The sequence below is a fragment of the Rhodopila sp. genome, from assembly GCF_965276935.1.
In the GTDB taxonomy this organism is placed as follows: Bacteria; Pseudomonadota; Alphaproteobacteria; order Acetobacterales; family Acetobacteraceae; genus Rhodopila.
Map to the genome: position 1 here is coordinate 2,169,624 of NZ_CBDIBS010000004.1, position 25,252 is coordinate 2,194,875.

At 63.8% G+C, this 25,252-nt stretch carries 17 protein-coding genes; 9 read left to right on the top strand and 8 right to left on the bottom strand.

Going from position 1 to position 25,252, the window contains the following annotated elements:
• Nucleotide 1: 1 nt before the first annotated feature.
• From ACQY4S_RS26455 to ACQY4S_RS26470, 4 genes are all read left to right on the top strand, one after another.
• Entirely contained in the window at nt 2-2,509 is a 2,508-nt protein-coding gene (locus tag ACQY4S_RS26455) for a CoA transferase (RefSeq protein WP_428488156.1), read from the top strand.
• Nucleotides 2,506-3,723 (top strand): MFS transporter, encoded by a 1,218-nt coding sequence (locus ACQY4S_RS26460; RefSeq protein ID WP_428488158.1) that lies wholly within the window; start codon nt 2,506-2,508, stop codon nt 3,721-3,723. The genes ACQY4S_RS26455 and ACQY4S_RS26460 overlap by 4 nt, the downstream gene beginning before the upstream one ends.
• A gap of 9 nt (nt 3,724-3,732) precedes the next feature.
• Nucleotides 3,733-4,191, top strand: a complete 459-nt coding sequence (locus ACQY4S_RS26465) for a YybH family protein (protein ID WP_428488159.1) — start codon at nt 3,733-3,735, stop codon at nt 4,189-4,191.
• 270 nt (nt 4,192-4,461) lie between these two features.
• Nucleotides 4,462-4,623, top strand: coding sequence for a hypothetical protein (locus ACQY4S_RS26470; RefSeq protein WP_428488160.1), 162 nt, complete (start codon nt 4,462-4,464; stop codon nt 4,621-4,623).
• Nucleotides 4,624-4,815: 192 nt separating this feature from the next.
• Here ACQY4S_RS26470 and treY read toward each other — a convergent pair whose 3' ends face one another.
• The 7 genes from treY to ACQY4S_RS26505 form a co-directional block, all read right to left on the bottom strand.
• Nucleotides 4,816-7,437 (bottom strand): malto-oligosyltrehalose synthase, encoded by a 2,622-nt coding sequence (treY, locus tag ACQY4S_RS26475; protein ID WP_428488161.1) that lies wholly within the window; start codon nt 7,435-7,437, stop codon nt 4,816-4,818.
• Nucleotides 7,434-9,500: a 4-alpha-glucanotransferase gene (gene malQ, locus ACQY4S_RS26480; protein ID WP_428488163.1), complete on the bottom strand. Its 2,067-nt coding sequence runs from the start codon at nt 9,498-9,500 to the stop codon at nt 7,434-7,436. Before malQ ends, treY begins: the two co-directional genes overlap by 4 nt.
• On the bottom strand, nt 9,497-11,194 hold the full coding sequence (treZ, locus tag ACQY4S_RS26485) for a malto-oligosyltrehalose trehalohydrolase (RefSeq protein WP_428488164.1): 1,698 nt from the start codon (nt 11,192-11,194) through the stop codon (nt 9,497-9,499). Before treZ ends, malQ begins: the two co-directional genes overlap by 4 nt.
• 196 nt (nt 11,195-11,390) lie before the next feature.
• Entirely contained in the window at nt 11,391-13,589 is a 2,199-nt protein-coding gene (glgB, locus tag ACQY4S_RS26490) for a 1,4-alpha-glucan branching protein GlgB (protein ID WP_428488165.1), read from the bottom strand.
• The gene (gene treS, locus ACQY4S_RS26495) at nt 13,586-16,867 is read right to left on the bottom strand and encodes a maltose alpha-D-glucosyltransferase (RefSeq protein WP_428488166.1); all 3,282 of its coding nucleotides are present in this window, start codon (nt 16,865-16,867) and stop codon (nt 13,586-13,588) included. Before treS ends, glgB begins: the two co-directional genes overlap by 4 nt.
• 10 nt (nt 16,868-16,877) lie before the next feature.
• A complete protein-coding gene (locus ACQY4S_RS26500) occupies nt 16,878-20,075 on the bottom strand; it encodes a maltotransferase domain-containing protein (protein WP_428488167.1) in 3,198 nt (1,065 codons plus the stop codon).
• A 205-nt stretch (nt 20,076-20,280) separates the two neighbouring features.
• Nucleotides 20,281-20,469 (bottom strand): hypothetical protein, encoded by a 189-nt coding sequence (locus ACQY4S_RS26505; RefSeq protein ID WP_428488169.1) that lies wholly within the window; start codon nt 20,467-20,469, stop codon nt 20,281-20,283.
• 126 nt (nt 20,470-20,595) lie between these two features.
• On the opposite strand from ACQY4S_RS26505, the gene ACQY4S_RS26510 reads away from it, so the two are divergent.
• Nucleotides 20,596-21,108, top strand: coding sequence for a MucR family transcriptional regulator (locus ACQY4S_RS26510; RefSeq protein ID WP_428488170.1), 513 nt, complete (start codon nt 20,596-20,598; stop codon nt 21,106-21,108).
• A gap of 135 nt (nt 21,109-21,243) precedes the next feature.
• Here the strand turns inward: ACQY4S_RS26510 and ACQY4S_RS26515 are convergent, their stop codons facing one another.
• A complete protein-coding gene (locus ACQY4S_RS26515) occupies nt 21,244-23,055 on the bottom strand; it encodes a thiamine pyrophosphate-dependent enzyme (protein ID WP_428488171.1) in 1,812 nt (603 codons plus the stop codon).
• A 242-nt stretch (nt 23,056-23,297) separates the two neighbouring features.
• Between ACQY4S_RS26515 and ACQY4S_RS26520 the strand changes: the two genes are divergently transcribed.
• The 4 genes from ACQY4S_RS26520 (at nt 23,298) to ACQY4S_RS26535 (ending at nt 25,201) form a co-directional block, all read left to right on the top strand.
• On the top strand, nt 23,298-23,579 hold the full coding sequence (locus ACQY4S_RS26520) for a hypothetical protein (protein WP_428488173.1): 282 nt from the start codon (nt 23,298-23,300) through the stop codon (nt 23,577-23,579).
• A gap of 68 nt (nt 23,580-23,647) precedes the next feature.
• A complete protein-coding gene (locus ACQY4S_RS26525) occupies nt 23,648-23,905 on the top strand; it encodes an Lrp/AsnC ligand binding domain-containing protein (RefSeq protein ID WP_428488175.1) in 258 nt (85 codons plus the stop codon).
• Between the two features lie 92 nt (nt 23,906-23,997).
• Nucleotides 23,998-24,222 (top strand): hypothetical protein, encoded by a 225-nt coding sequence (locus ACQY4S_RS26530; RefSeq protein WP_428488177.1) that lies wholly within the window; start codon nt 23,998-24,000, stop codon nt 24,220-24,222.
• Nucleotides 24,212-25,201, top strand: coding sequence for a hypothetical protein (locus tag ACQY4S_RS26535; RefSeq protein ID WP_428488178.1), 990 nt, complete (start codon nt 24,212-24,214; stop codon nt 25,199-25,201). Before ACQY4S_RS26530 ends, ACQY4S_RS26535 begins: the two co-directional genes overlap by 11 nt.
• Nucleotides 25,202-25,252 lie beyond the last annotated feature (51 nt).

The following is a 25,252-nucleotide window of genomic DNA, read 5'->3' on the forward strand; positions in this document are numbered from 1 at the left end:
CATGCCCCATGTGGCCTCGCCGCTGTCTGGTTTTCGGGTGCTGCAGACCGGCTCCGGCATCGCGCTGGACTACTGCGGCAAGCTGTTCTCGGACTTCGGCGCCGATGTGGTGAAGCTGGAGCCGCCGAACGGCGATCCGCTGCGGTGGTTCCCGCCGGTGCTGGAAGGTGGCGAAAGCGGCCTGTTCGCCTGGTTGAACACCAATAAGCGGAGCGTGACCGAGACGCCCGAGGCCCTGGCCGCGCTGCTGCCGGGGTCGGATGTCCTGCTGGATGGGCGGGCATTGACTCCACCGCCCGCGTCAGGGCCGGGCGGTACTGTCATCGCGAGCGAAGGCGCGTCATCCATGCCTCTGTCGAACCCGGCACCGGCCCAGTCCGTCATGGCGGGCCGAAATCCGGGCGACGCCGACCTGCTCGGTGCTCTCCGCACGGCTCAGCCCCACCTGTCCATCACCACGATCTCCTGGTTCGGCGAACACGGCCCCTATTCTGGCTTCGCCGCCACCGAGGCAACGGTCCGCGCCCTCGGTGGCCTGGTTGCCCTGACCGGACGCGCGGAAGGGCCCCCGACCCTGGCGACCGACGGCCAGTCGGGCATTCTGGCCGGCCTCGCCGCCTTCATCGCCACCGCCGCCGGCCTTTACAACCGCGCGGCCGGCAGCCGCCACTTCTCCGTCAGCGTCCACGAAACCGCCGTCAACGTCGCGGAGTACGAGGCCGCCGTTGCCTGGGAAGCCGGCGGCCGGCGCCCACGCAAAGGCGTCAATCGTTTCGGCCGCAACTATCCCCTCGGCATCTACCCAACGAAGCATGGCCTGATCGGCGTCACTATCGTCACTACAGGACAATGGCGCGGCATCTGTACCATGCTGGGCCTGCCGGAGCTAGGAAAGGACCCGCGCTACGCCATCAACCTCGACCGCCTGACCCATGCGCGGGAGATCGACGCCCTGTTCCAGCCGGTCTGGAACACCCGCACCGCGACGGAATGGTTCGAACTGGCATTGATCTACAAACTGCCGCTCGCCGTCGTTCCCACCATGGCCGAACTGCTCGAACAACACGTCCATCGCGAGCGAGGCGCCTTCGCTCCCATACGCATTGGCGACACGGCATTCGAGGCGCCGGTTCTGCCGCAGCACCTGACGCTGACCCCGCCCCTGGCCGGCGGCACCGCGCCGCTGGCTGGCGAGGATGACCCTGCCTGGCACGTTCCCGCCTCCGACCGCCCCGCCGGTCCCGCCCCATCTGGCCCCCCCTCGGCCGGCATCCTGCCGCTGAGCGGCCTGCGCATCGTCGACCTGACCATGGGCTGGGCCGGCCCTACCGCCGCGCGTCACCTCGGCGATCTTGGCGCGGAGATCATCAAGGTCGAAGCCTGCCAGTATCCCGACTGGTGGCGCGGCACCGATCTGCGCGCATCCTTCATCGCGGCGCAGACCTATGAGAAGATCCCATGGTTCCAGCTAATGAACCGCAACAAGCTGGACGTGACCCTGGACCTGACTCATCCGGAAGGCGTCGCGCTGCTCAAGCGTCTGGTGGCCGATGCCGACGCCGTTATCGAAAACTATTCCAGCGAAGTCCTGCGCAAGCTGGGCATCGACTACACCGTCCTGAAAGACGTCAGACCAGGATTGGTCATGCTGTCGATGCCCGCCTTCGGGTCGGATAATGCCTGGAGCGCCTGCCGCGGCTATGGCTCGACCTTGGAGCAGGCGTCGGGCCTGCCCACCGTGACCGGCTTTCCCGATGACCCGCCGACGATGAACCAGACTGCGTATGGCGATCCGGTGGGCGGCTTCAACGCCGCCGCCGCGTTGATGGTCGCGCTGCTGCACCGCCAGGCCACTGGCCAGGGACAGAACATCGACCTGTCGCAGGTGGAGTGCATGCTGCCCCTCGTGGCCTCGGCGATCATCGAGCAATCCGCGACCGGTCAGCTCTCCCCACGCAACGGCAACCGTCATCCGGCGCATGTCCCGCAAGGCTGCTTCCGCTGTGTCGGCGATGACCGCTGGATCGCCATCTCCGTTACCGGCGACGCGTCATGGCGTGCGGTCTGCGATCTGCTTGGGCGCGCCGATCTGGCTGGCCTGACCGCGCCGCGGCGGCGCGAACAGGAAGCCATGCTGGAAGCCCTGATCGAACAATGGACCGCATCGCGGGACCCGGACGAGGCCATGATCCTTCTGCAATCACGCGGCATCGCGGCCGGCGCGGTAAGGGCGCCGTTCGAACTCACCGAAGACTCGCATCTGGTCGCGCGCGGCTTCTGGCACCGCCTGGACCGGCCGTTCATCGGCCCGCACTGGCAGTCCTCCGCGGCCTTTCGCGAAGGGCTGGACGCCTATCCGGTCCGTCGCGTCGCCCCGACGCTGGGACAGGACAACGAGGCGGTTCTCGGTGGCCGCCTGGGACTGAGCCGCGGCGACCTGGATCGGCTCGCCGAGGCCGAGGTCATCGGCACCGTCCCCAAGCCCAGACGCCCACAGAGCGACTCATGACCGGCTCCACAGGCGCGCCACGCCGCGAGTTCAAGGCACTGAGCCTGATCTGCGCCGCGCATTTTGTCAGCCACCTGTATTACCTGGTGCTCGTCCCCTTGTTTCCGATGCTGAAAACCCACCTTGGGTTGGGCTTCGTCGAACTTGGATTGGCGATCACCGTGTTCAACATCGCGGGCGGCATCGCGCAAACGCCGATGGGCTACGCCGTCGACCGCTTCGGCGCCAGGCGTGTACTGGTGGCGGGCTTGATCCTGGGCGGCGCGTCGTATGTCTCCATCGGGCTGTTTCCGGTCTATCCGTGGATCCTCTGCGCCTCTGTTTTGCTGGGCGTGGCCAATGCGGTCTATCACCCCGCCGACTACTCGATTCTGGGGACGGTGATCGAGCCGGCCAGGCTGGGACGCGCCTTCTCCATCCACACCTTCGCCGGCTTCCTGGGCAGCGCGGTGGCGCCGATCCTGATGCTGCTGGGTGCGCGGACCTGGGGGTTCCAGGCCGCGATTGTCGCTGCCGGCGGCCTGGGTTTGGCGGTCGCCGTGCCGCTTTTCCTCGCCGGCTGGCTGGATCGCGCGGTGGCGGAGCATGCACCCGTGGACGCCGCCCAGCACATCCCGATGCGGCGGCTGCTGACGCCGACGGTGCTCAGTCTGGTCGGCTTCTTCATGCTGCTCAGCCTGAGCAGCGGAGCATTGACCAACTACTCCGCCGTCGCCCTGGTAACGTTATACGGCGTCACCTTGTCGTCCGCGAACCTGGCGCTGTCCGCCTTCCTGTTCGCCACCGCCATCGGGGTCCTGGCCGGCGGGGTGATCGCCGACCGCACCAGGCGGCATGGCGATGTCGCGGCGTTCGGCTTTGGCGCCTCCGCCCTGCTGATCCTGCTGGTGGGCACGGTGAACCTTGGGCCGGTGCTGCTGATTGGCGCGATGGCGGGGGCGGGCTTCCTGTCCGGCATGATCTCGCCATCGCGCGACATGCTGGTGCGGGCGGCGTCGCCGCCTGGTGCTTTCGGCCGGGTGTTCGGGATCGTGACGACAGGCTTCAACATGGGCGGCACCGTCGGTCCGTTGATCGGCGGCTGGATCATGGACCACGATCTGCCGCGCTGGGTGTTCTATTCGTCCGTTCTCTTCATGGCCCTGACCTCCATCATGGCATTGGCGGGCGACCGGCATTCGCGGCGCCGAACCGCGCTGGCGATATCAACGTAGGAGCCACGCATGGCCGACTTGCCGGAAGCCGACGCCGACACCCGCGCCTGGTTCATCGCCTGGCTGGAGGCATTTTCCAGTCACGTCCGCGCCGTGGACTACGCCTCCGCCCGACCTTTCTTCCATCCCGAGATCCTTGCCTTCGGAACCCATCAGGACGTGCTGCCGAGCCTTGAGGCGTGGGTGAATACGCAATGGGACAACGTCTGGCCGAAGACGGACGACTTCCGTTTCGACTTGGCGGCGACACATGTGCTGGTATCGGATGACGGCACTCTGGCAGCGGTTGTTTCGCCCTGGACCAGCACGGGCTTTCATGCGGACGGGTCGCGCTTCGACCGGCCTGGTCGCGCCACGATCATATTCCACAAGACGAATGGGGTATGGCTGGGCGTGCACTCGCACCTGTCGCTGAACCGGGGCGTGCCGCAGTCAAGCCACGGCGACCGGCCCGTCAAAGCGCGTTAGAGCCTAATCGCCTGAGGCTGAATTAGTCAGAAGGCGTGAATCACGCGATCAAACAATGAATCAAAGCGCGCTTCTAGATCAACCTGAACCAATCGCGCTTTTAGCGCCGTCTACGATCAGGTCGCTTCACCTTTGACCCGTCATGGCGGGGCTTGTCCCAGCCATCTTCGCACCAAGGGCTGGTGGCGGATGGCCGGGACAAGTCGATAGACTGCCGAAGTCAGGATAGCCCACCCACGCGGCCCGGTTGATCAGCGGCCGTTGTTGCCGGTGCCGCTGCCACTTTGCTTTGCTGTGGAGGTGTTCGGTGCGTCGCTGGACACGCTGCTGTTCGATCCGGGGACAACCGATCTGCCGGTCGCCCCTGGCTTGGTGGGGTTCGTCGCTCCAGGTTTGGTTGGTGCCGTCGTCATCGTCTGGTTGCTGCCGTAATTCCCAGTGGGCGTCCTGTTTTGCGCCCACGCGCCCGCGGCCGGAACGGCAAGCAGTGAAGCCGCCAACAAGATTGAACGTGATGTCATGGTCATGATCAACATCCTTGCCAAAAGTCCGCCGGATGATCCGAGCGGTTGCGTTACCCGAACGCCGCCTTACCGATTTGGTTCTATTTGCCGCAGTGCGATATTACGCGGTTTTAACTGATTGCAGAACCGCCACTGGAAAATCGTTGATCAGGTCATTTAGAGACACCTCAGCCCGTGCCTGCATGGTCTCGCCCGCGACCAGGACTGAGCGCAATTGGTAGCCGAGAATTTGTTCTGGAAAAACAACGATATTATTCTCCAGCCGCGAAGGGTCAAACCGTACCTCATCCGACAATTGCAACAAAGCGTGAGTCCAGCGCGGCGCCACGACAATCATTGCGTCGTGTCCGTCGATCCGGGCGAAAGCTACCATGCGGCTTGCCAATGCCCCATTGATCGATAGCGGAAGATATTCGCCCCGCGCAAACAACGATGGCCTGTCTCGCCGAAACGCCAGAACCTTTTGGATCATCGATTGTTTGACACGTCCATCGCGCCAGGTGGCGAGCAGCCGGCAAATGTCGCCGCTATCATCCAGTGCGGCTTTCCGGCTGCGATAATCCACCGGGCGGCGATTGTCGGGATCGACAAGGCTGAAGTCCCAGAACTCGGTTCCCTGGAAAAAATCGGGCATCCCAGGGACAGTCATCTTCAAGGCGGCTTGCGCCAATCCATTCACGGCGCCGGCGGATGCGATGCGTTCGACAAAGGACTGCACCAGGGGCAGGAAGTCGCCTTGTCCAGACAGCAATTCATGCAGGAAGCGGCGAGCAGTGTCTTCGTAAGCCATGTCCGGGGATGTCCAGTCGGTCCTCAGCTTCGCTTCCCGCAGCGCCTTTTCCTGCCATCCAGACAGCCTGTCGGCAAAGGCCTGGCGATCTGTCTGGTTCGTCGGGTCCAAGGCCAGCGGCCAGGCCCCGACGATCATCTGATACAGCATGATCTCGTCGCCGGGATCAGGCCGAGCGGTGGCGGGCAGGGAACGGGCAGCGGTGACGAAACTGGCCCATGCGTCGGGCATCTCGCTCAGCACGGCCAGTCGCGCCCGCACGTCTTCCCCGCGTTTGTGGTCGTGCGTCGCGGTGGCCAGCATTGCATCCGGAAACATCGCCAGACGTTCCGTGCACGCCCGATGGAACGCCGCGATAGAACAGCCCAGGCGCGCCGCGTCGAAGCCAACATCGTTTCGCGACAGCAGGCGTCCGTAACGATAGAACGCGGTGTCTTCCACGGCTTTGGCCGCGACCGGTGCGCTGAGCTGGTGAAACAGCGTCGCGGCGACCTTGCGCGCGGCAAGTGTCTGTTGATCGGCCGCCTCACCGCCCAGCCAGCGGTCCAGATGATCCAGCACAGCATGCGCGGATTTTGGTGACGAGCGTTTCGCCGCGGCCAGTGCCTTGGCAAACGCCGCCTGGTCAACGGCCGATCTTTGGCCGCCTTCGTTATAACCACGATAGACCGGGAAGTGGGACAACAGGGAAATCAGGCCGCGTCGGATTGCTGGCGCCGAAACGTCGCGAGTCGCGAGATCGGAGCGGGCAACGCGATGCAGCGCCATTGTCACGGCCCGCAACGGCGCATCGAAGCTCCGTTGCAAGATCTCCTGCCGTGCCAAGTCTTCCTCGGGCTCGAAATCCGCTGCACGCCCGCTGGCCTCGTGCCACAGCTTCGAGAGCCTGGTCTCGCTGTCCTGATCGTGCTGCAGAGCACTGATCTCGTTCATGAAGTCGTAGCCGCTGGTACCGTCCACGCCCCAGTCAGCGGGCAGCGTCTCGCCAACGCCAAGGATCTTTTCCACCACCAGATACGCTGATCCATGCGGAACGTTGGACGGCCGTTGTGGGTCGAGTTCATCCAGCCGCTGGCGCAGCCGCCGGCAGTAGCCAGGCGGGTCGGACAGACCATCGACATGATCAACGCGAAACCCATCGATCAGCCCCTCGGCATAAAGCCGAAACAGCGTGACATGGGTTGCCTCGAACACCTCCGGCACTTCGATACGCAAGCCTGCGAGACCATTGATGTCGAAAAAGCGACGCCAGTTAATTTCGTCGCCGGCGGTTCCCCACCATGCCAGGCGGAAATGCTGCCTCTCCAACAGCGCATGAATCAGCGCTTGACCGCTCGGGTTCGCCGGATCAAACGACTCCAGGCCGCATTCCGTGACGTGAGCATAATCCGTCGGGTCTATCGGGAACACGTTGTCAAAGTACTGGATGATTGGTTCCCCGGATGGCGTCTGTGACAGTCGAATGTCACCGTCCGCGAGCGCCTCGCCATAGGTCTTGCCCAGGAACGGCGCCAAGACCTTGCCGCGCAGATCGGCATCCTCGCAGTCCCAGTTCACGTCAAAGAATTTTGCATACCGGCTGGCTCGGCCGTGACGCAGCAGATCGTTCCACCAGGGATTGTCGGAGCCGCCGACAGCCATGTGATTCGGAACGATATCGATGATCAGCCCCAACCCGGCTGATCGCAGGACAGCGACGAAGTCCCGCAATCCCGTCTCGCCGCCCAGCTCGGGATTGACCGCCGTTGGATCGACAACGTCATAGCCATGCATCGATCCCGCCCGCGCCGTCAGGATGGGGGAGGCGTAGACATGACTGACGCCCAGATCGACAAGATACGGAACCAGTTCGGCCGCATCAGAGAACGTGAAGTCCTTGTGCAACTGCAGGCGCATCGTCGCCCGCGGCCGGGATGATATGGCGGCGCTCATTGCCGTGGTCTCTCGGACGCCACGGCTTCGATGCGGCGTGCCACCGATTCTTCCTCCAGCACCGAACCGGTGGAAAATGGCAGACGGCGGCGCCAGTTGGGATGTTCCGTCACCGTGCCTGGCAGGTTCGGCTGCTCCTCCTGCCCCAGCAGATCCTCCAGCGGAATCAGCGAGAGCGGAACTTCCGTCTTCGCGACGAACTTCACCGCCGCGTCGACCACGCGGCCGGTTTCCTCAGGAGACGGTACAGGACCCTCCGACACGTGCTCCCGCACGAAGGCGTTCCACAGTTTGGGCCGGTCCTTGTCGCGCTCCTCGCGGATGGTATCCGGGCTGACGCCCTCGCCCAGCCGCCCGTGTTGATGGCGGACTTCGATGTCGCTGCCCTTCCACCAGCCGGCAACCGTCGGCAGATCATGGGTGGATGTCATCGCAACCGCGCTGTTCCCCCATCCGCGTGGCGGCAGGAAGCTGGCTTGGGCATCACGCTCGAACCACAGGACACGCATTCCATGTACCCCGCCTTGTTCCAGCATGTCGTGAAAACCTTCCGGAACCGTTCCGAGGTCCTCACCGATGACGACGACGTTGTGCCGCACCGATTCAAGCGCCAGCAATCGCAGCAGGTCGGCCACCGGGTAATTCAGGTACGCGCCATCGGCGGGCGATGCGCCTTCCGGGATTAGCCACAAGCGGGTCAGACCCATCGCATGGTCGACGCGGATGCCGCCAACGTGGCGCATGCCGGCGCGCAAGGTGGCGATGAACGGGGCAAACCCGTGATCTTCAAGAGCCCGAGGCGAAAAACCCGTCAGGCCCCAATCCTGTCCACGCGGATTCAACAGATCCGGCGGCGCACCAATCGTCAAACCTAGAAGAATGTCGTTCTGGCGGCTCCATGCGTGACTTCCGGCCGGATCCATGCCGATCGCCAGGTCACCGATCAACCCGATCCGCATGCCGGCCTCGCGCGCCTGGCGCTGCGCCGCCGCCAATGAGCGGTCGGCCAGCCACTGCAGGAACTGATGAAACAGGATTTCCTCGCCATGCGCCTCGGCAAACGATGTGACCGCCGCGCCACGTGGATTGCGCAGGTCCATCGGCCAGGTCCGCCACTGGCTTTCGGGCATGCGCGCCGCCTGCATCGCTTCAAAGCAGGCATGTTCCAGCAGCAGCGCGCCCTGTTCGGCGCGAAACCGGGCGAAGTCGGCCCCCAGGGCCGAGTCCCAGTCGGGCCCATCCAGGAACATCTCGAACAGCTTGCGCAGCACGGTGTATTTCGCCCCGGATGCGGTCACCCAGTCGATCAGTCCGTTCGTGGGCGGACTCCCTACCCCGGATTGCTCCACCGCGTTGGCATAGATGGCCGTGCCGAAAATCAACTCGGGCGCGGCATGCAGCGGATTCATGAACAGGCGGGTTGATGGCGAGTAAGGCCCGAAATGATCCGGATCAGCGGCAAACAACGCATGCATGGGACTGAGGGCAATTGCGTCGGCACCCTTCGACCCCGCCGACCGGGCCAGATCCGCGGCACCTCCCAGATCGCCGATACCGATGTCGCCATTATGAGGTAGCCCGTATAGCTGTGCGGCCAGACCCCATAGGCGAGCGTCCGGCACGACGTCCTCGATGGAGCGGCACCGCGCGGGGGAAACTGCAAGGACGATCTCCCGATCCTCGACCCGCAGCCGGTGATAGCCGACTTCGGCAACGGCCGGAACGCGCAGCCTGCCGCGTGCCGGCAGCAACGAGATCGATCGCAGCTCGCCCTGTTCCAGCAAGAGTTCAGCAGCCTGGGCCTCATTGCCGCCGACATCCAGCCGCGTTGGCCGGCCGGCAACGGCGGTCAGCAGCGGCGGCAGGTCGGCCAGGCTGCTTCGCTTCGTCAGCAAACGACGGCTGGACGACAATTCCCTGCCCGTGTCCGCCGGCAACCCCAGCGCGGCGAGGACCCGGCGTAGCACCGGAGGCGAAGCCACATGCGGCTTTCCCGCATAATCCTGCCACTCCACGGCAATGCCGGCTCTGCGGGCCAGGTCACGAAGGACATCATCGCTCATGCGGCAGCCTCCAGGTACGCGCGCGTCGCTGGACCCGTCAGGTCGCCGCCGGTTTCGCTTGACGGGAACAGCAAACGGCCCGGCGGCCGCGCACAGGTTACCGTCTCGCCGCCTAGATTGGTAATGATCGTCAGCCGAGTGCCATCGCCCAGCTTCCAGTCGGCCCGCACCGCTTTCGGCCCGATCACCGTAGCCGAGGTGGCGACCGTACCAACCAGACGTGGCGCGATCTCGGTCATCCGCAAGCCGATCAGAACCTTATACAGCGCCAATCGTGCCTCGGCGCCGGCCGGGCCCGGCTGCGGGATGGACGCGGCAAACGTGGTGACGGCATTAGGATCCGGTATGTGCTGACGCTTCTCCGGATCAGCAAAGGCGGCAAACCCGGCGAACTCCAGCCGGCGACCTTCACGCACCGCCTCGGCAAGTTCATCGTGATGATCGGTGAAAAACAGAAACGGCATCTCCGAGGCGGTCTCTTCACCCATGAACAGCAGCGGAATCTGCGGACAAAGCATCTGCAGGGCGATCGCGGCTTCCAGTGCCCGCGGCGAGGTCAGCACCGTCAGGCGTTCCCCAAATGCGCGATTGCCGATCTGGTCATGGTTCTGGATAAACAGCACATGCGCATAAGGTGGCAGATCGGCGGACGGCTCACCGCGAGCATCCCCGAGATATTTCGATTGCTGTCCTTGATAAACCCAGCCCTCGGCAAGGCAGCGTGCCAGCTTGGCAGCGGCGTCGTCGGCATAGTCCGCATAGTAGCCAGCGGTTTCATCGGTCAGCAGCACGTGCAGGACATTATGCGCATCGTCGTTCCACTGCGCGTCAACCGCCTTGCGCAGGTGGGCGGCATTGTTGTGATGCTCCAGGATCAGGTGAACGTGGCGTCCCGGTTCGATGGAACTACGCACGGTGGCCGCCATTTCCTCGATCCAGTCCTGCTCCTGAATCGCATGGACGGCATCAAACCGGAGTCCGTCAAACCGATAATCCAGCAACCACATCAAAACGTTGCCGGTGAAATAATCACGCACCTCACGGCGGCGGAAATCGATCGCCGGTCCCCAGGGCGTCTTCACATCGTCACGGAAGAACTGCGGCGCGTAGAGGCTAAGGTAGTTTCCATCGGGACCAAAATGATTGTAGACCACGTCGAGGAACAGCATCAGGCCAAGACCATGAGCGGTATCAATGAGTTCCTTCAATGCCGCCGGCGAACCGTAAGTGCTGTCCGGCGCGTAAGGCAGCACGCCGTCATAGCCCCAGTTCCGCTGACCGGGAAAATCGGCGATCGGCATCAGCTCCACCGCCGTTATGCCGAGATCCTTCAGGCGCGGCAGGTCGGCTTGAATGCCCTTGAAACCGCCGGCGGTCCCAGGATGTAACTCATAGATGATCGTTTCATTCCACGCGCGGCCACGCCAGGCCGGATGTTGCCATGCAAAGGCACCATCGACCACAACGCTCGGATCATGCACGTCCGGCGCCTGCTGTCTCGACGCCGGATCAGGCACCATCAACCCGTCGGACAGGCGGAACTGGTATCGCGTGCCGGCTGGAACGGTGGCGGTCGCTTCAAACCATCCGTCCTGGGTGCGCGCCATCGGTAGCAGATCGCCGGAATCTATCGATATGGAAATGGTTTCCTGGGCCGGTGCCCATAGGCGGAACATCACGCTGCCGTCGTCCAACCGCGTCGCTCCAAAGCGGCGAAGGGAAACTATGCCATCAACCATTTATTGTCCGCCTTCAGCGCGTATGATCAGTCCGATGCCATCCGACACCGGTCAATCAACCGAAAACGGACTGGCCAACACTTTGTTCCACGGTTCATCTCGAATGTAGTCACAATGCGGCCATAATCACGTGGCGCCGATTGACGCGCTTTTAGGCTGCCGGTGAAAGGAACACCGTGGAAAGTGGCGGCAGGGTCAAGTAAAGACTCTGTGCCTCCCCGTGCATCTGATGCGCTACTGTTTCAATTCCGCCGGCGTTACCCAGATTTGACCCGCCATAAACCGCCGCGTCGGTGTTCAACAGTTCCCGCCAAAAGCCAGGCCTGGGAACGCCGATGCCATAGCCGGTGCGCGGCACCGGGGTCATGTTGCTGACGACCAGCACAACGCCCGCGTCATCGTCGCCTTGCCGCAGGAACGCAAAGACCGAATTCGCCGCATCGTTCCCGATCACCCAGCGAAAACCGGTCGAAAGCGAATCCCTTTGATGCAAGGCCATCTGGTCGGCATAAAGACCATTCAGGTCACGCACCAAAGTCTGTATCCCGCGATGCCGAGGCTGATCGAGCAGGTCCCAATCAATCGCCGTATCGTGATTCCATTCTCGCCATTGCGCGATCTCGCCGCCCATGAAGATCAGCTTCTTGCCGGGATGACCCCACATGAAACCGAAATAGGCGCGCAGGTTGGCAAAGCGCTGCCAGTCATCCCCGGGCATTTTTCGGATCAGTGAGCCTTTGCCGTATACCACCTCGTCATGCGAAAGCGGCAGCACGAAGTGTTCCGAGAACGCGTAGATCAGCCCGAATGTCATTTCGTCATGGTGCCACTGCCGATAGATCGGCTCACATTCCATGTAGTGAAGCGTGTCGTGCATCCACCCCATGTTCCATTTGAAGGAAAATCCCAGGCCGCCTTCCTGCACCGGGCGCGAAACGCCAGGCCACGCCGTCGATTCCTCCGCTAAGGTGATGGCACCTGGGCAGCGCTCGCCCACAACGGTATTGAAGTGCCGCAGGAACTCGATGGACTCCAGGTTTTCCCGTCCGCCATGGATGTTGGGAACCCATTCACCCTGCTTGCGGCTGTAATCGCGATACAGCATGGAGGCGACGGCATCGACGCGCAGGGCATCGACATGAAAATCCTCCAGCCAGTGAATGCCGCTGGCGATCAGAAAGCCCTGCACTTCCCGACGGCCCATGTTGTAGATGTAGGTGTTCCAATCCTGATGGAAGCCTTCCCGCGGATCGGCATGTTCATACAGCGGCGTGCCATCAAATCGCGCCACGCCGTGCGCATCGGTGGGGAAATGCGCGGGGACCCAGTCGACAATGACGCCGATGCCGGCCTGATGGCAGGCATCGACGAACCGACGAAAGCCGTCGATGGGCCCAAACCGGCCCGATGGCGCGAACAGCCCCAGCGGCTGGTATCCCCAGGAACCGCCAAACGGATGTTCCGCGACCGGCATCAGCTCCACATGCGTGAAGCCCAGGCCCACCACATAGGGAACCAGCCGTTCGGTCAACTGATCCCAGGTCGGCGTGCCGGCACCGTTCGGACGGAACCAAGACGCGGCATGCACTTCATAAACTGAAATGGCTGCCTCGGCCGTCTGCCGCCCAGCCCGGTCCTGCATCCAGGACGCGTCGTGCCAGACGAAGGGGATGGTATCGCTGACCACCGAAGCGGTGGCGGGCGGGCACTCGGTCGCTTTCGCCAGGGGATCCGCCTTGTCGGGCAGCCGGATGCCATCGGGGCCGATAATGGCGAATTTATAGCGCGCGCCAGGCCCGATACGCGGCACGAACAGCTCCCACACGCCGGATGGATGACGCAGGCGCATGGGGTGGCGGCGCGGGTCCCATGTGTCGAAGTCGCCGACGACCGAGACAGCACGGGCGTTCGGCGCCCAGACCGCGAAGCGGGTGCCTCGGACACCGTCGATCACCATCGGGTTGGCGCCCAAGGTGAACGCAAGCCGAAACAACCGCCCCTCGTTGAACAGATGCAGATCCATGTCGCTGAGCAGCAGGCCAAAGGCGTATGGGTCTTCGGTCTCCTGGTCGGCATCGGGCCAGTGAATGCGAAGCCGGTAAGGCTCGCCGCTGTCGACCCGGCCCATGAACAGGCCGTCAGGCTTGCCAGGTGAAAGAGTGCCCAGATGCCGTCCGTCGCTACGGGAGACGACATCGATCCCATGGGCGCCCGGCTGAAACGACCGTACGAAGCGGCCCGCCTCCGTCTCGAACGGTCCCAGGGCGGCAAAGGGATCGTGCAGGGCACCTTCCTGCATCTGCCACGCCTGCTCGGGCGACAAGGAAGGGACGACCACGAAATCGTTCATGCAAGCGCCTCGGTATCCAGCAACTGACGGATTTGCCGCATCAATCCGTGCAGTGGCACATCGATCCAGGTCGGCCGGTTGGCGGACTCATAAACCACCTCGTAGGCCGCCTTCTCGATCAGGAACAGCGTCAGCAGAGCCGGATTGACTTCGATCGACGCCTGATAACCCGACAGGAAAGCTTCGGTCGCCCGTTCAACGAAGCTGTCCAGGAAAGTACCGACGCGCTCATCCGTCAGATGACCATGGCTGGCCGGGCTGCGGCGCCGGATCACCGCCGCGGCATAGTCAAACGACCGGATGATGCCGGCGACATCTCGCGGCGGGTTGTCTTTCGCGCGCCGCATCGCCACCGGCCGAGCGGGTTCGCCTTCGAAATCAATCAGCGTGACGTCGCCATTCACCACCAGCACCTGCCCTAGATGCAGGTCGCCGTGAATGCGGGTCAGCACTGAATCAACCACCTCATTGGCCAGCGACGGCAGTTTCCCCAGCAGTGCTTCCCGCGCCGACAGCAAGCCAGCACGATCCTCTGCCGCGGGACCTTCCAGATCGTTACGTGGTTCAATAACGCGATACGCCGCTTCCAGTTGCTGGCGGACACGCCCTGCCAGCATGTCCTCGGTGTCCTCGGACGCGGGCGCGGGGGCGAAAGCGGGATTATCCGACGGCCGGGCGAGGACCAGGTGCATCTCCGCCAGCCGGCGGCCAAGAAGGGTAGCAAACTGGGTATAGTCGCTGTGATTCAGGGCATCCGCGGCCGCGGCCTCGTCGCCGCCGGTCAGATCCGACAGGCCGCGCATCAGCAGTTCCAGCGTCCAGGTCCAGGCATCCCCCTGGTTTCGGACGAACGCCTGAGCAATCGCCAGCGCGTGCCGGGTGCCGTCTTCATCGACCCGGACCACCTCACCCAGCAAGGCCGGGATGTTGGCGTAGCCTTGCTCGGTCAGGTGGCGCCCCATCTCCGCTTCGGGATGCTGTCCGTCACTGATCCGGCGGAACATCTTGATGATTGCCACGTCGCCGACGATGACGGAGGAGTTGGATTGTTCGGCGGAGATCCAGTTCATCTCCACATCCGGCGGCACCGTGATCTCCGGCATGCGGGACGTTGGTTCGAAGCGGATCGTGCCTTGCTCGATCTTGATGATTTCGCTTTGCGCCAGGCCGGACAGCACGCCGAGGGGGAACTGCCGAAAGGCGAAGGCATCGGTCAGCAGGCCGACCTTGGGGCCGCGGCGAACGCGGGCCAGACCGAGCTGGATCTGCAACGGTGGGGCAGTGGTGTCGTCCCAGGCGATGCCGACCGGCAGAAGCCAGCGCGCCGAACCGGACGCCGTCTCCGTCTCGATCTCCATCAGCAGGAAGTCCTCCTCCGGCACGCGCGTCAGCAGTGCGATCTTCACCGATCGCAATGCCTGGTCCTTCATTGCGAACCAGCGGCGTTTCGCCAGGTATGGTGGAAGTGCCTCCCTCTCCAGCACAGGGCGCGCCGCGCGCACCGCTTCGGCGAGATCGCGGCGCATGACGATTGTCTGATATTCGGGCATGGGTTCCGGGGCGGGTGTGTGGGTGGATGGCCAGTCGTCGGCGTCCGACAGCAAGAACCAATAGAAGCCGAAGGGAGGCAACGTCAGCAGATATGTCAACTGCCCGATCGGCGGGAATACCGAAAGCCCGTCCAGTTCGATCGGCAGACGGCCCTGGAATTCCGACAGGTCAAGTTCCACCGCCTGCGGCGTCCGCGAAAGATTGGCGACGCACAGGATCGTGCAGCCTTCGTATTCGCGCAGATAGGCGAGGATCTTGCGGTTCTTTGGATACAGCAACCGGTAGGTGCCGCGTCCGAACACCTTGTACTGGCGACGCACGGCAATGGCGCGGCGCATCCACATCAGCAATGAATGTGGATCGGAAGCCTGCGATTCGACGTTCACCGCCTGGTAGGCATAAAGCGGATCCATCACCAGCGGCAGCACCAGCCGCGACGGATCGGCGACCCGTGAGAAGCCGCCGTTGCGATCCGGCGACCATTGCATCGGCGTACGGACACCGTTGCGGTCACCTAGGTGGATATTGTCGCCCATGCCGATTTCATCGCCGTAGTAGATCACCGGCGTTCCGGGCATCGACAGCAGCAGATAATGCATCAGCTCTATCCGCCGGCGATCATGCTCCAGCAGCGGCGCCAGGCGGCGGCGGATACCCAGGTTCAGGCGGGCGCGCCGGTCGGCGGCATAGGTTTCCCACAGGAAGTCACGCTCGGACTGCGTGACCATCTCCAGCGTCAGTTCGTCGTGGTTGCGCAGGAAAATGGCCCACTGACAATTCTCCGGGATGTCCGGCGTCTGGCGCAGGATGTCGGTGATCGGGAAGCGGTCTTCCCGCGCGATCGCCAGGTACATGCGCGGCATCAGCGGGAAATTGAATGCCATGTGGCATTCGTCGCCGTTGCCGAAATAATCTTTGGTGTCCTCCGGCCACTGGTTGGCTTCGGCCAGCAGCATCTTGTCCGGGTAGTGCGCATCCATTTCCGCGCGGATGCGCTTCAGCGCCGTGTGGGTCTCCGGCAGGTTCTCGTTGTTGGTGCCTTCGCGTTCAACCAGATATGGCACCGCGTCCAGGCGAAGCCCATCCACCCCCATCTCGGCCCAGTAGCGCAGCACGGACAGGACCTCACGCATCACGCGGGGATTATCGTAGTTCAGATCGGGCTGATGAAAGTAGAAGCGGTGCCAGAAGTAAGCGCCCGCGGTCTGGTCCCAGGTCCAGTTCGAACGCTCCGAGTCGACGAAAATGATGCGTGTGCCGGCATATTTGCGATCGTTGTCGGACCACACATAGAAGTCGCGATGCACCGAACCGGGTTTGGCCTGACGCGCCCGCTGAAACCACGGGTGCTGGTCAGAGGTATGATTGACCACCAGTTCGGCGATCACCCGGATGCCACGATCGTGCGCGGCGGCAATAAACCGCTTGACATCGGCCAGCGTGCCATAGTCCGGATGGACGCCACGATAATCCGCGATATCATAGCCGTCATCCAGCAGCGGTGACGGATAGAATGGCAGCAGCCAAATCGTGTTGACGCCCAGCTCGGCAATATAGTCCAGCCGCGAGATCAGGCCAGCGAAGTCGCCGATTCCATCGTTGTTGGAATCGAAGAACGATTTGACATGAAGCTGATAGATGATCGCGTCCTTGTACCAGAGCGGATCGGTATCAGCGATCTGCCCAGTACGCGGACTGGTACGAGGATGCGGATGCAGTACATTCATCTCTGGACCCTTAGACCAGCGTCAATCGCCATATGCGAAACGGTAGCTCCGCGGGATCGAGCTGGATGCGTTGGGTCTTTCCATACCAGATGAATGTATCGCCGCGCATCAGATCTTCGACCGCGATGCCGGCACCGTCGGGCAGGCCGAATTCCCAAAGTGGGATCTCGATCGTGGCCGCCTGCACATTATGCGGATCAAGACTGACCGCGATCAGGATATCGCCCTTAAGATACAACAGGATCTGTTCGTTATAAGCAGTCTGAAAACTCAGCCCCAGATGGCTCTGCAACGCCGGATACAGCCGGCGGAGACGGTTCAGCGCGGTGATCTCCGGCACGATGTTTCCGGCGGCGGCATAGTCACGCGGCCTGATCTCATACTTTTCCGAGTCGAGATATTCTTCCCGCCCCGGCAGCGGCGCCGCCTCACAGATCTCGAAGCCGGAGTAGACGCCCCACAGGCCCGACAAGGTCGCCGCCAGGGCCGCCCGGATCAGGAAGCCGGGCCGTCCGGCGGTTTGCAGGAAGATCGGATTGATGTCCGGCGTGTTGACGAAGAAATTCGGCCGAAAGAAATCCGCCACCGGCGGCGTGGTCAGCTCGGTCAGGTATTCCGTCAACTCCTGCTTCGTGTTGCGCCAGGTGAAGTAGGTGTAGGATTGCGAGAAGCCCACCTTCGCCAGGCGGTACATCAGCTTGGGCCGGGTGAACGCCTCCGCCAGGAACAGCACGTCGGGGTGCCGGCCTTGGATATCGCCGATCATCCAGTGCCAGAACGGCAGCGGTTTGGTATGCGGGTTGTCCACCCGAAAGATGCGGACACCCTGATCGATCCAGAACTGGATGACGTCGCGCAACGCCAGCCAGACCGCGGGAAAGGACGCCTCGCCAAAGAAGTCCGGATTGACGATATCCTCGTATTTCTTCGGCGGGTTCTCGGCGTAGCGCATCGATCCATCGGGACGCCAGCGGAACCAGTCCTTGTGCTGGCTGACCCATGGATGGTCGGGCGCGCACTGGATGGCGAAATCGAGCGCGATCTCCAACCCGTTGGCCCGGGCCGCAAGCAGCATCGCGCGGAAATCGTCCAGGCTTCCCAGCGCCGGATGCACCGCATCATGACCACCTTCAACGCCGCCGATGGCATAGGGACTGCCGACGTCGTCGGCCTCGGCCCGCAGGCTGTTGTTGCGGCCCTTGCGGTTGACCGTGCCGATCGGGTTGATCGGTGGGAAGTACAGCACGTCGAAGCCCATCGCGCGGATCGCCGGCAGGCGCTCGATCACGCCGCGGAACGTGCCGTGCACCTTGGGATCATGCGTGACAGATCGCGGAAACAGCTCATACCAACTGGCGAAGCACGCGGCCGGCCGGTCGGCGCGAACCGTGCGGACCGCGCTTCTGGTGGCGAAGGGACGATCATCCGCCGCCCGCATCGCCACCGTCATGTCATCGGACAGCAAAGCCGCCACCTGCTCGGCAGGATCGGTGGATCTGCCGAGGCGGTCGATGATGGTGCAGCCCTCCCGGCGCGACGCCTGCTCGACCAACTGGCGGCCTTCCTGAATCTCCAGGTCCACAACCTGACCGGCGGCGACCTTGGCATTCAGATCATGGGTGAACGTCGCCCACTGATCCCACCAGGCTTCGACCGCGAACTGGTACAGCCCGATCCGATCAGGCACCACGGACGCCGCCCACCGGTCATTCGCTACCAGCCGCATCGGCACGCGCTGCCACGTGGTTTCGCCCGCCGCCCGCCAAAGCACGGCGGCGGCCAGGATGTCATGACCATCGCCGATTATGTCCGCGCGGACGGTAAGCTCCTGGCCGACCACCGTCTTGGCCGGGAAGTCGCCGCCCTGAACCACCGGTTCCACGGCCTCGATCGCCAGGCGGGATGACTCGGCCCAGGAACGGTCCAGCTCAAGCCCTGATCCACCAATGATGTCGGTGGTGCGGCAGCATGCCAGAACGCGCACCTCACCGGGCCGCAGGGCCTGATCGGCGGCCGCCGTCTCCCGCACCGAGAACGCCGCGCCGGCGGACGGCGGCAGTGGCGCCAACTCGATTGGCATGGCTCTGGGGCGTACGGTGTCCGGGTTGATGACCACCAGGCTGGCGACCACCGCATCCCGAATATCGGCTGCCGACGTTCGTATCCAGGCAGTGACGGACGCACCTGGGGCGGTGATGGGCCGGATCAGGGCCGCGCGCGGCAATTCGCCGGCCATGCGGTTTGCCGCGCTGATGTCGGCCGACAGATCAACCGGCGCCTCATCGCGCGCCGCTGTCATGTCGGCCGGTTCGGCGCGTATCGCATCGAAGCGGCGGGCGGTCGCGTATTCAAACCCCATCGGCATGAACAGACCGTCCCCGGTAGCGGCCGCGACGCCAAGCGACAGCCGATACGCGGTGGCAAGATCGGCATCGGGCGGCAGGCGTGCGGCCAATCGCTCTCGGAAGGATGGTTCCACACTAGCGAGGGACGGCGCCACCTGCCGCAGCGCCTCATGTTCGTCCAGCAGCCAGGCAGCTCGGCCGTCCCACCAGGCGGCGGAGGAGCAGGTCAGATCAAACCCCACCCCAGCCAGGCCAGGAAGCATCTCCCACGCCACGCCGGGCGTCCAGGCCAGATACACCAGGGCGTTGGAGGACGCGGCGCGGCCAGCGGCGATCACGCGGCGCCAGAACGATCCCGGCACATGGTCCAGGGTCAGGCAGCGGAACCCGGCGATGCCGGTTGTCAGCAACCGCCCGAGTTGCTGGATCCACCAGTCAGAAATTGCGTCCGACAAGGCGGTTTGGTCAAACCGCGGAACCGCGACATCCGGCGGACCAGGCGGCCGTCGCGGATCAGGCGCGGCGCCATCGGCGGTGGCAAACCATTCCGGCTGGCGAGAGCGAACCGGCGCATCGATGGCGATCTGCCCCGGCGCGATATCCAGCAGAAGCTTCAGACCATGAGCATCCGCCTGCCGTACCGCCAATGCCAGTCCCGCCTCGGCGCTGCCATCGAAGCGCAGGGCAGGGTGCAGCCGATCAAACGTCGCATGCAGGAAGATATCGCCATTGGCGCCAGGCGCGAAGGGCGGCGCCAGGCACACCTGGCTGAACCCCATCGCGGCGACGCGGGCGAACGTCGCAGGCCAGGTGTTCAGCGGGCCGGCGACAAGCGGATGCAGGTGATAGATTCCAGGTCGCATGCGATCAACCGCTCATACCGGACGGGGAGTGGAACAGACCTGCAACAGCATCGTGACCGGCCGGCGAATGGGACGGCAGGAGGCCGTAGAGGAGCAAGTTCATCACGCGGGGACAACGCCCGCACGCGCATCGAGGTTCCGCTTCGCCCGGATTAACGCAACGCCAGACCCGGTTCACACCAGTGTCAGAAGTCCCGGTCGCCTGTCACGCCGCCGCGCTTTTCAGGGATGTCGACGCCGTGGGCGGTCCCGCCCTCAGTCGTTCGGCATCGATTTCGCGGATTTCACGATAGATCGCATCGGTGATCGCGCGCGGCGGCAGAGCGAACCATACATCATCGGTGTATCGGCCTCGCACGCGGGTAAAGGCTTCCTCGACAATTTTATCGCTCATGTAATGTTGTCTCCTCATCCCGCCCAGTGACGCGAATGTCGGTTTGATGGCGTTGACCAGAGCCTGTTTTGTAATAGAACGTGAAAAAAACGTCAAAACCTCATTATCTTCAGGGATGCTGGCCACATGACTGAGTCGCACAGACATATTTTGATACTGGTTACGCAGATTGTGGCAGCGCAAGTCCGCCATAACGCAGTCGCGGCTGATGCGATACCCAGTCTAATTCATAGCGTATACAATACACTATCGGATATCGGCCAAACGTTTTCCCGCGGCGCGAGCAAGACCGCACCAGCATCGGATGGTGTTGATGGCCATCATCACAACCATCAAGAGCAGAACGAAAAAGGTCTCAGCTCTGCGTTGTGTGCATATGTGCATCCCGCCTACGGGCAGACAGTGTTTGAAGATCGCTTGATCTGCATGGAGGACGGGCTGAGCATGAAGATGCTAAAGCGCCATCTTCTCGCGGTTCATGGCATGACGCCTGAGGAATACCGCGCGAAGTGGGACCTGCCGGACGAGTATCCGATGGTCGCTTCGGATTATGCCAAGCTCAGGTCCAGCCTGGCGCTGCAAAGCGGGCTGGGTCTGAAACCGGACCCGCGCGCCGGCAAGCCGCGCAAGGGACGCTGATCGAACCCCGGCCGGGGGATGAACGCCTGGACAACCGATCCCCAGGCACCAGGAACCGGTTGACCCGCATCAATCATCGCAATCATGTGACCATAATGTCGCGCTGTCAGGCCAATATCGCCGGCGCGAGCGGATTTACCCGCGTTTCTTGCTTGCGCCGGCCATCCGCGACGGTGTCGGCGACGCGGCTCTGGCCGAGCGTTTCACTTTCGCCGCGGCTTTCGGCGGTGCCTTGCCGGCGCGCAGATCCGCGATCGTTGCCCGCGTCGTGATCTGGTCCGGGTTCATGCGCAATTCGATCAAGGCCGGCCTGCCACTCTCGATGGCGCGCTGAAAGGCAGCGGTAAAGGCATCGGTTTCGGTCACCACCTCACCGTGCCCGCCGTAGGCGTCGATCAGACGGGCGAAGTCGGGGTTGGTCAAGGCGGTGCCGGAGACACGCCACGGGTAGGCCCGTTCCTGATGCATGCGGATGGTGCCATACATCTGGTTGTTGAATAGCAGCACGATCGGCGCGACGCCGTGGTGGAAGGCGGTGGCGATCTCTTGACCGGTCATCATAAAGCCGCCGTCGCCGACCATGCTGACCACCATGCGCTCCGGGAAGGCGATCTTGGCACCGACCGCGGCGGGCACGCTGTATCCCATCGCGCCGTTGGTCGGGCCGATATAGCGTTGCCCGTCGGAAAAATTCAGGAACCGGGTTGCCCAGCCGGCGAAATTGCCGGCATCCGTGGTGACGATGGCATCGGGCGTCAACAGCCCCTCAAGGTCCCGCATCACAGTACCCAGATTAAGCGTGCCCTGGTAGTTGGGAACGGCACGTTGCGCCTCCCGCAGCGACCGCAGCTCCTGCGTCCATTTCGACCAGGTAGGCTTGATCGGCTCCAGTGCCGCCGCCGCCACGGCGAAGCTGTTGAGGTCGGATACCATCCCGAGCGCGGTACGGAAGACTCGGCCGATTTCGGCGCCATCCGGCAATACCTGGATGATCGGCACGCTGCCGGCCATGTCCAGCAGGGTGTAGCCCTGGGTGACCGCGTCGCCAAGGCGGCTGCCGATCGCCAGGATCAGGTCCGCCTCCTTGAACTTCGTGACAAGCCCCGGATCGGAACCGACACCAAGGTCGCCGGCGAAATTCGCCTGCGTGCCGTCGTAATGCGCCTGGCGGCGGAAACCCACCGTGACCGGCACCTGGTTCGCCAGCAGGAACCTTCGCAGTGCCGCTCGGCCTTGCGCCGTCCAGCAGGAGCCGCCGACGACCGCGACCGGCTTTCTCGCCTTCGCCAGCATGGCGCGCATGCGCAGCAGCGCGTCCGGATCGGGGAAAGCCGAGGTGACGACAGCGCGCGGCAGGTCGGCAACAGTCACTAGGTCCTTCTGCATCTCCTCGGAAAGGGCGATGACCACGGGACCAGGGCGGCCGCTGGTGGCGACATCCACCGCGTGGGCGACAACCTCCGGAATGCGCTGGGCGTCATCGATCTGAGTGACCCATTTGGCCAGCGGCGCGAACATCTGGCGGTAGTCAACCTCCTGGAAGGCGTCCCGGCCGGTGTCTGCGTGCGCGATCTGGCCGACGAACAACAGCAGCGGCGTGCTGTCCTGCATGGCAACGTGGACCCCAATCGCGCCATGGCACGCGCCTGGCCCGCGCGTCACCATCGCCGCCGCCGGGCGCCCCGTGAGCTTGCCGTAAGCGTCCGCCATGTTCACCGCGCCAGCTTCGAACCGGCAGGTCACCAGCTTCAGCTTCTGCCGCTGATCGTAAAGGCCATCCAGGGTATCAAGAAAGCTCTCGCCCGGCACCTCGAAAACATGATCGATGCCCTGCGCGACCAGCGCATCCGCCAGTATGCGGCCGCCATGACGTACCCCGCCGCGCATTGCTGGGCGAACCCCTGGGCGCAGCGTGTTACGCGACTTGCGCGCCTGAGCCGGTTCCATCCGTCATTACTCCCCTGTCCGAAGGACGATAGGCGCCCGCTGTTGCGGCGTCACGCCCCGTCGCCTTAGCCAGGCGATAACGCCCCTGGCCGCCTCGGCCAGACGATAACGCTCCTGGCGGCGTCGGCCAGGCTGATAACGCCACCGTGCTGCGCTGCCACAAAGCCACCACGAACAGCACCTTGTGTTGCCGCGACCGCTGCCGATCTTGCGTTGCATCAATACCGGGAACGGAGAGTTTCATGCTGCGGAATCTGGCTTGGCAGGCGACCGATACGCTCACCCGCGCGCAGTTGCACATGGTGGAGGCGCTGGCCGATGCGATCAGCCTGACCGGTGATGATCAACGCCGAGCCCTGAACCTGACCACAGGGCAATGGTCCGCCTGGACTGACTTCCTGGCTGACGACGCGGCACTGCCAGCCGAACCAAACCTGCCCGAGATGCTGCGGAGGTTGGCGGAGGTTGCCTTCAACCTGTCAACGCTGGTCGAGCGACGCTCCATCGCCACCTGCGGCGGGTAGCGCAAGCCAGCCGCGTCGATTACGTTCCTCGGATTGTATCGGTCCGGCCGATACCAGAGCGGGAGGCGATGATGCGGGCGATCTTCGTGCAGGTGAAATGCGAGATGGGACAGGCCTATCGCGTCGCGCGCGAGGCGGCCGACCGGATCCCGGAGATGTCGGAGTTGTTCTCGACCTCCGGCCAATATGATCTTCTGGGGAAATTCTATCTCGACGGAGACCAGGACATCGGTCAGTTCGTGACGGAAAAGATCCAGACGCTGCCGGGGGTCAAGGACACCTATACGCTGATTACCTTCAACGCCTTCGGTGGCGTGGCGGGATAGCTGTCGCCTGAGCCGGATCAAGCTGCTTGATCGCGGGCTCGCGTGCTGCGAAAAAGGCCCGGCAACCCCCACCAACCGTCCAAGGAACCGCAGTGCCGCCCACCACCAGAACACTGACCGAAGGTCAACGTGCCTACGAAGCCAAGCGCGCCGCCAAGGCGGGCATGAGCCTGGACAAATGGCTCGCCAGCAAGCAGCGGCAGCAGGAAGCCGAGGTCAAGGCCAGACTGAAGGCCGAGATAGCCGTGAAACCACCGAAGCCGCCGGGCTTTTTCGCTCGCCTGCTGGAACGCGCGCACCGCCCGTTTGGCTCCTGATACCCACGCCAGCCTGGCTGCCCATGCTGACTGGAGCGTCGATCCGCGTAAACGCTGGGTCACTGTCGCCTACCGCACCGGCATTGGCTGGGGCCTTGTCGCGCCGAACCTGGTCGGGCCGATGGACAGCTTCCTGTCCCGCCTGATCCAGCAAGCCGCGGGCGGCGCGGTGGCCTTGGGCGTCGACCTGCCGATCGGGCTGCCCCGCGCCTACGCGGCAACCCGTCCGGAAGCCGGATTTCCGACATTCCTGGGCAATCTTGCCACCATGCCGGATTTTTTTTCGGTCTGCGCCACGCTGGCCGACATTCGTCATGACCGCCCGTTCTACCCCGCTCGCGGTCTTGCCGGCATGACCCGTCTCTCCCACGCTCAGGCGCTCGGCCTGTCGAACGCCGCCGACCTATCCCGCCAGTGCGACCGAGCCACGGCGGAACGCCCCGCCGGTGCGCCGCTGTTCTGGACCTTGGGGGCGAACCAGTCCGGCAAGGCCGCCATCGCCGCCTGGTTGGGCGTCATCCTGCCGGCGCTGCACCGCGAGGCATCCTTGCATCTATGGCCTTTCGAAGGATCGTTCCGGTCATTGCTCGCGCCGGGATACGTTGCGCTGGCGGAAACCTATCCGGCCGAAGCGCTCCGCCACCTCGACATCCGGCTGCGCGGCAGCAAGCGGCGTCAGGCGGATCGTATCGCCTGTGCCGGACCCCTGCTCAGCGCCATGGACCGTCTGTCAGTCACGCCCGATGATGCGATGCGGCGGCAGACGCTGGCAGGCTTCGGCGCCGACGCGGCCGGCGAGGACCGCTTCGACAGTGTCGTGGGCGTGTTGTGCGTGCTGAATGTGCTGGCCGGTCATCGGCCCGATACCGCGCCGGACGACGGATGGATCCGCAACTGGGAAGGCTGGGTGCTGGGTCAGACCGCATCGCCGCTTGATCGGCCCTGTTCACTGCCACTACCTCCGCGTGGCGGCCGGTGACAATCGTTGACCGGTACATCGGCCCGCAGCTTCCAGCGAAGTCATTCATGC

Coding starts and splice junctions, on each gene's coding strand:
- treS (WP_428488166.1), bottom strand. CDS start 16,867: ATGAATGTACTGCATCCGCATCCTCGTACCAGTCCGCGTACTGGGCAG.
- ACQY4S_RS26520 (WP_428488173.1), top strand. CDS start 23,298: ATGCTGCGGAATCTGGCTTGGCAGGCGACCGATACGCTCACCCGCGCG.
- ACQY4S_RS26515 (WP_428488171.1), bottom strand. CDS start 23,055: ATGGAACCGGCTCAGGCGCGCAAGTCGCGTAACACGCTGCGCCCAGGG.
- ACQY4S_RS26510 (WP_428488170.1), top strand. CDS start 20,596: ATGACTGAGTCGCACAGACATATTTTGATACTGGTTACGCAGATTGTG.
- ACQY4S_RS26465 (WP_428488159.1), top strand. CDS start 3,733: ATGGCCGACTTGCCGGAAGCCGACGCCGACACCCGCGCCTGGTTCATC.
- malQ (WP_428488163.1), bottom strand. CDS start 9,500: ATGAGCGATGATGTCCTTCGTGACCTGGCCCGCAGAGCCGGCATTGCC.
- treY (WP_428488161.1), bottom strand. CDS start 7,437: ATGAGCGCCGCCATATCATCCCGGCCGCGGGCGACGATGCGCCTGCAG.
- ACQY4S_RS26460 (WP_428488158.1), top strand. CDS start 2,506: ATGACCGGCTCCACAGGCGCGCCACGCCGCGAGTTCAAGGCACTGAGC.
- ACQY4S_RS26525 (WP_428488175.1), top strand. CDS start 23,648: ATGATGCGGGCGATCTTCGTGCAGGTGAAATGCGAGATGGGACAGGCC.
- ACQY4S_RS26455 (WP_428488156.1), top strand. CDS start 2: ATGCCCCATGTGGCCTCGCCGCTGTCTGGTTTTCGGGTGCTGCAGACC.
- glgB (WP_428488165.1), bottom strand. CDS start 13,589: ATGAACGATTTCGTGGTCGTCCCTTCCTTGTCGCCCGAGCAGGCGTGG.
- ACQY4S_RS26505 (WP_428488169.1), bottom strand. CDS start 20,469: ATGAGCGATAAAATTGTCGAGGAAGCCTTTACCCGCGTGCGAGGCCGA.
- ACQY4S_RS26500 (WP_428488167.1), bottom strand. CDS start 20,075: ATGCGACCTGGAATCTATCACCTGCATCCGCTTGTCGCCGGCCCGCTG.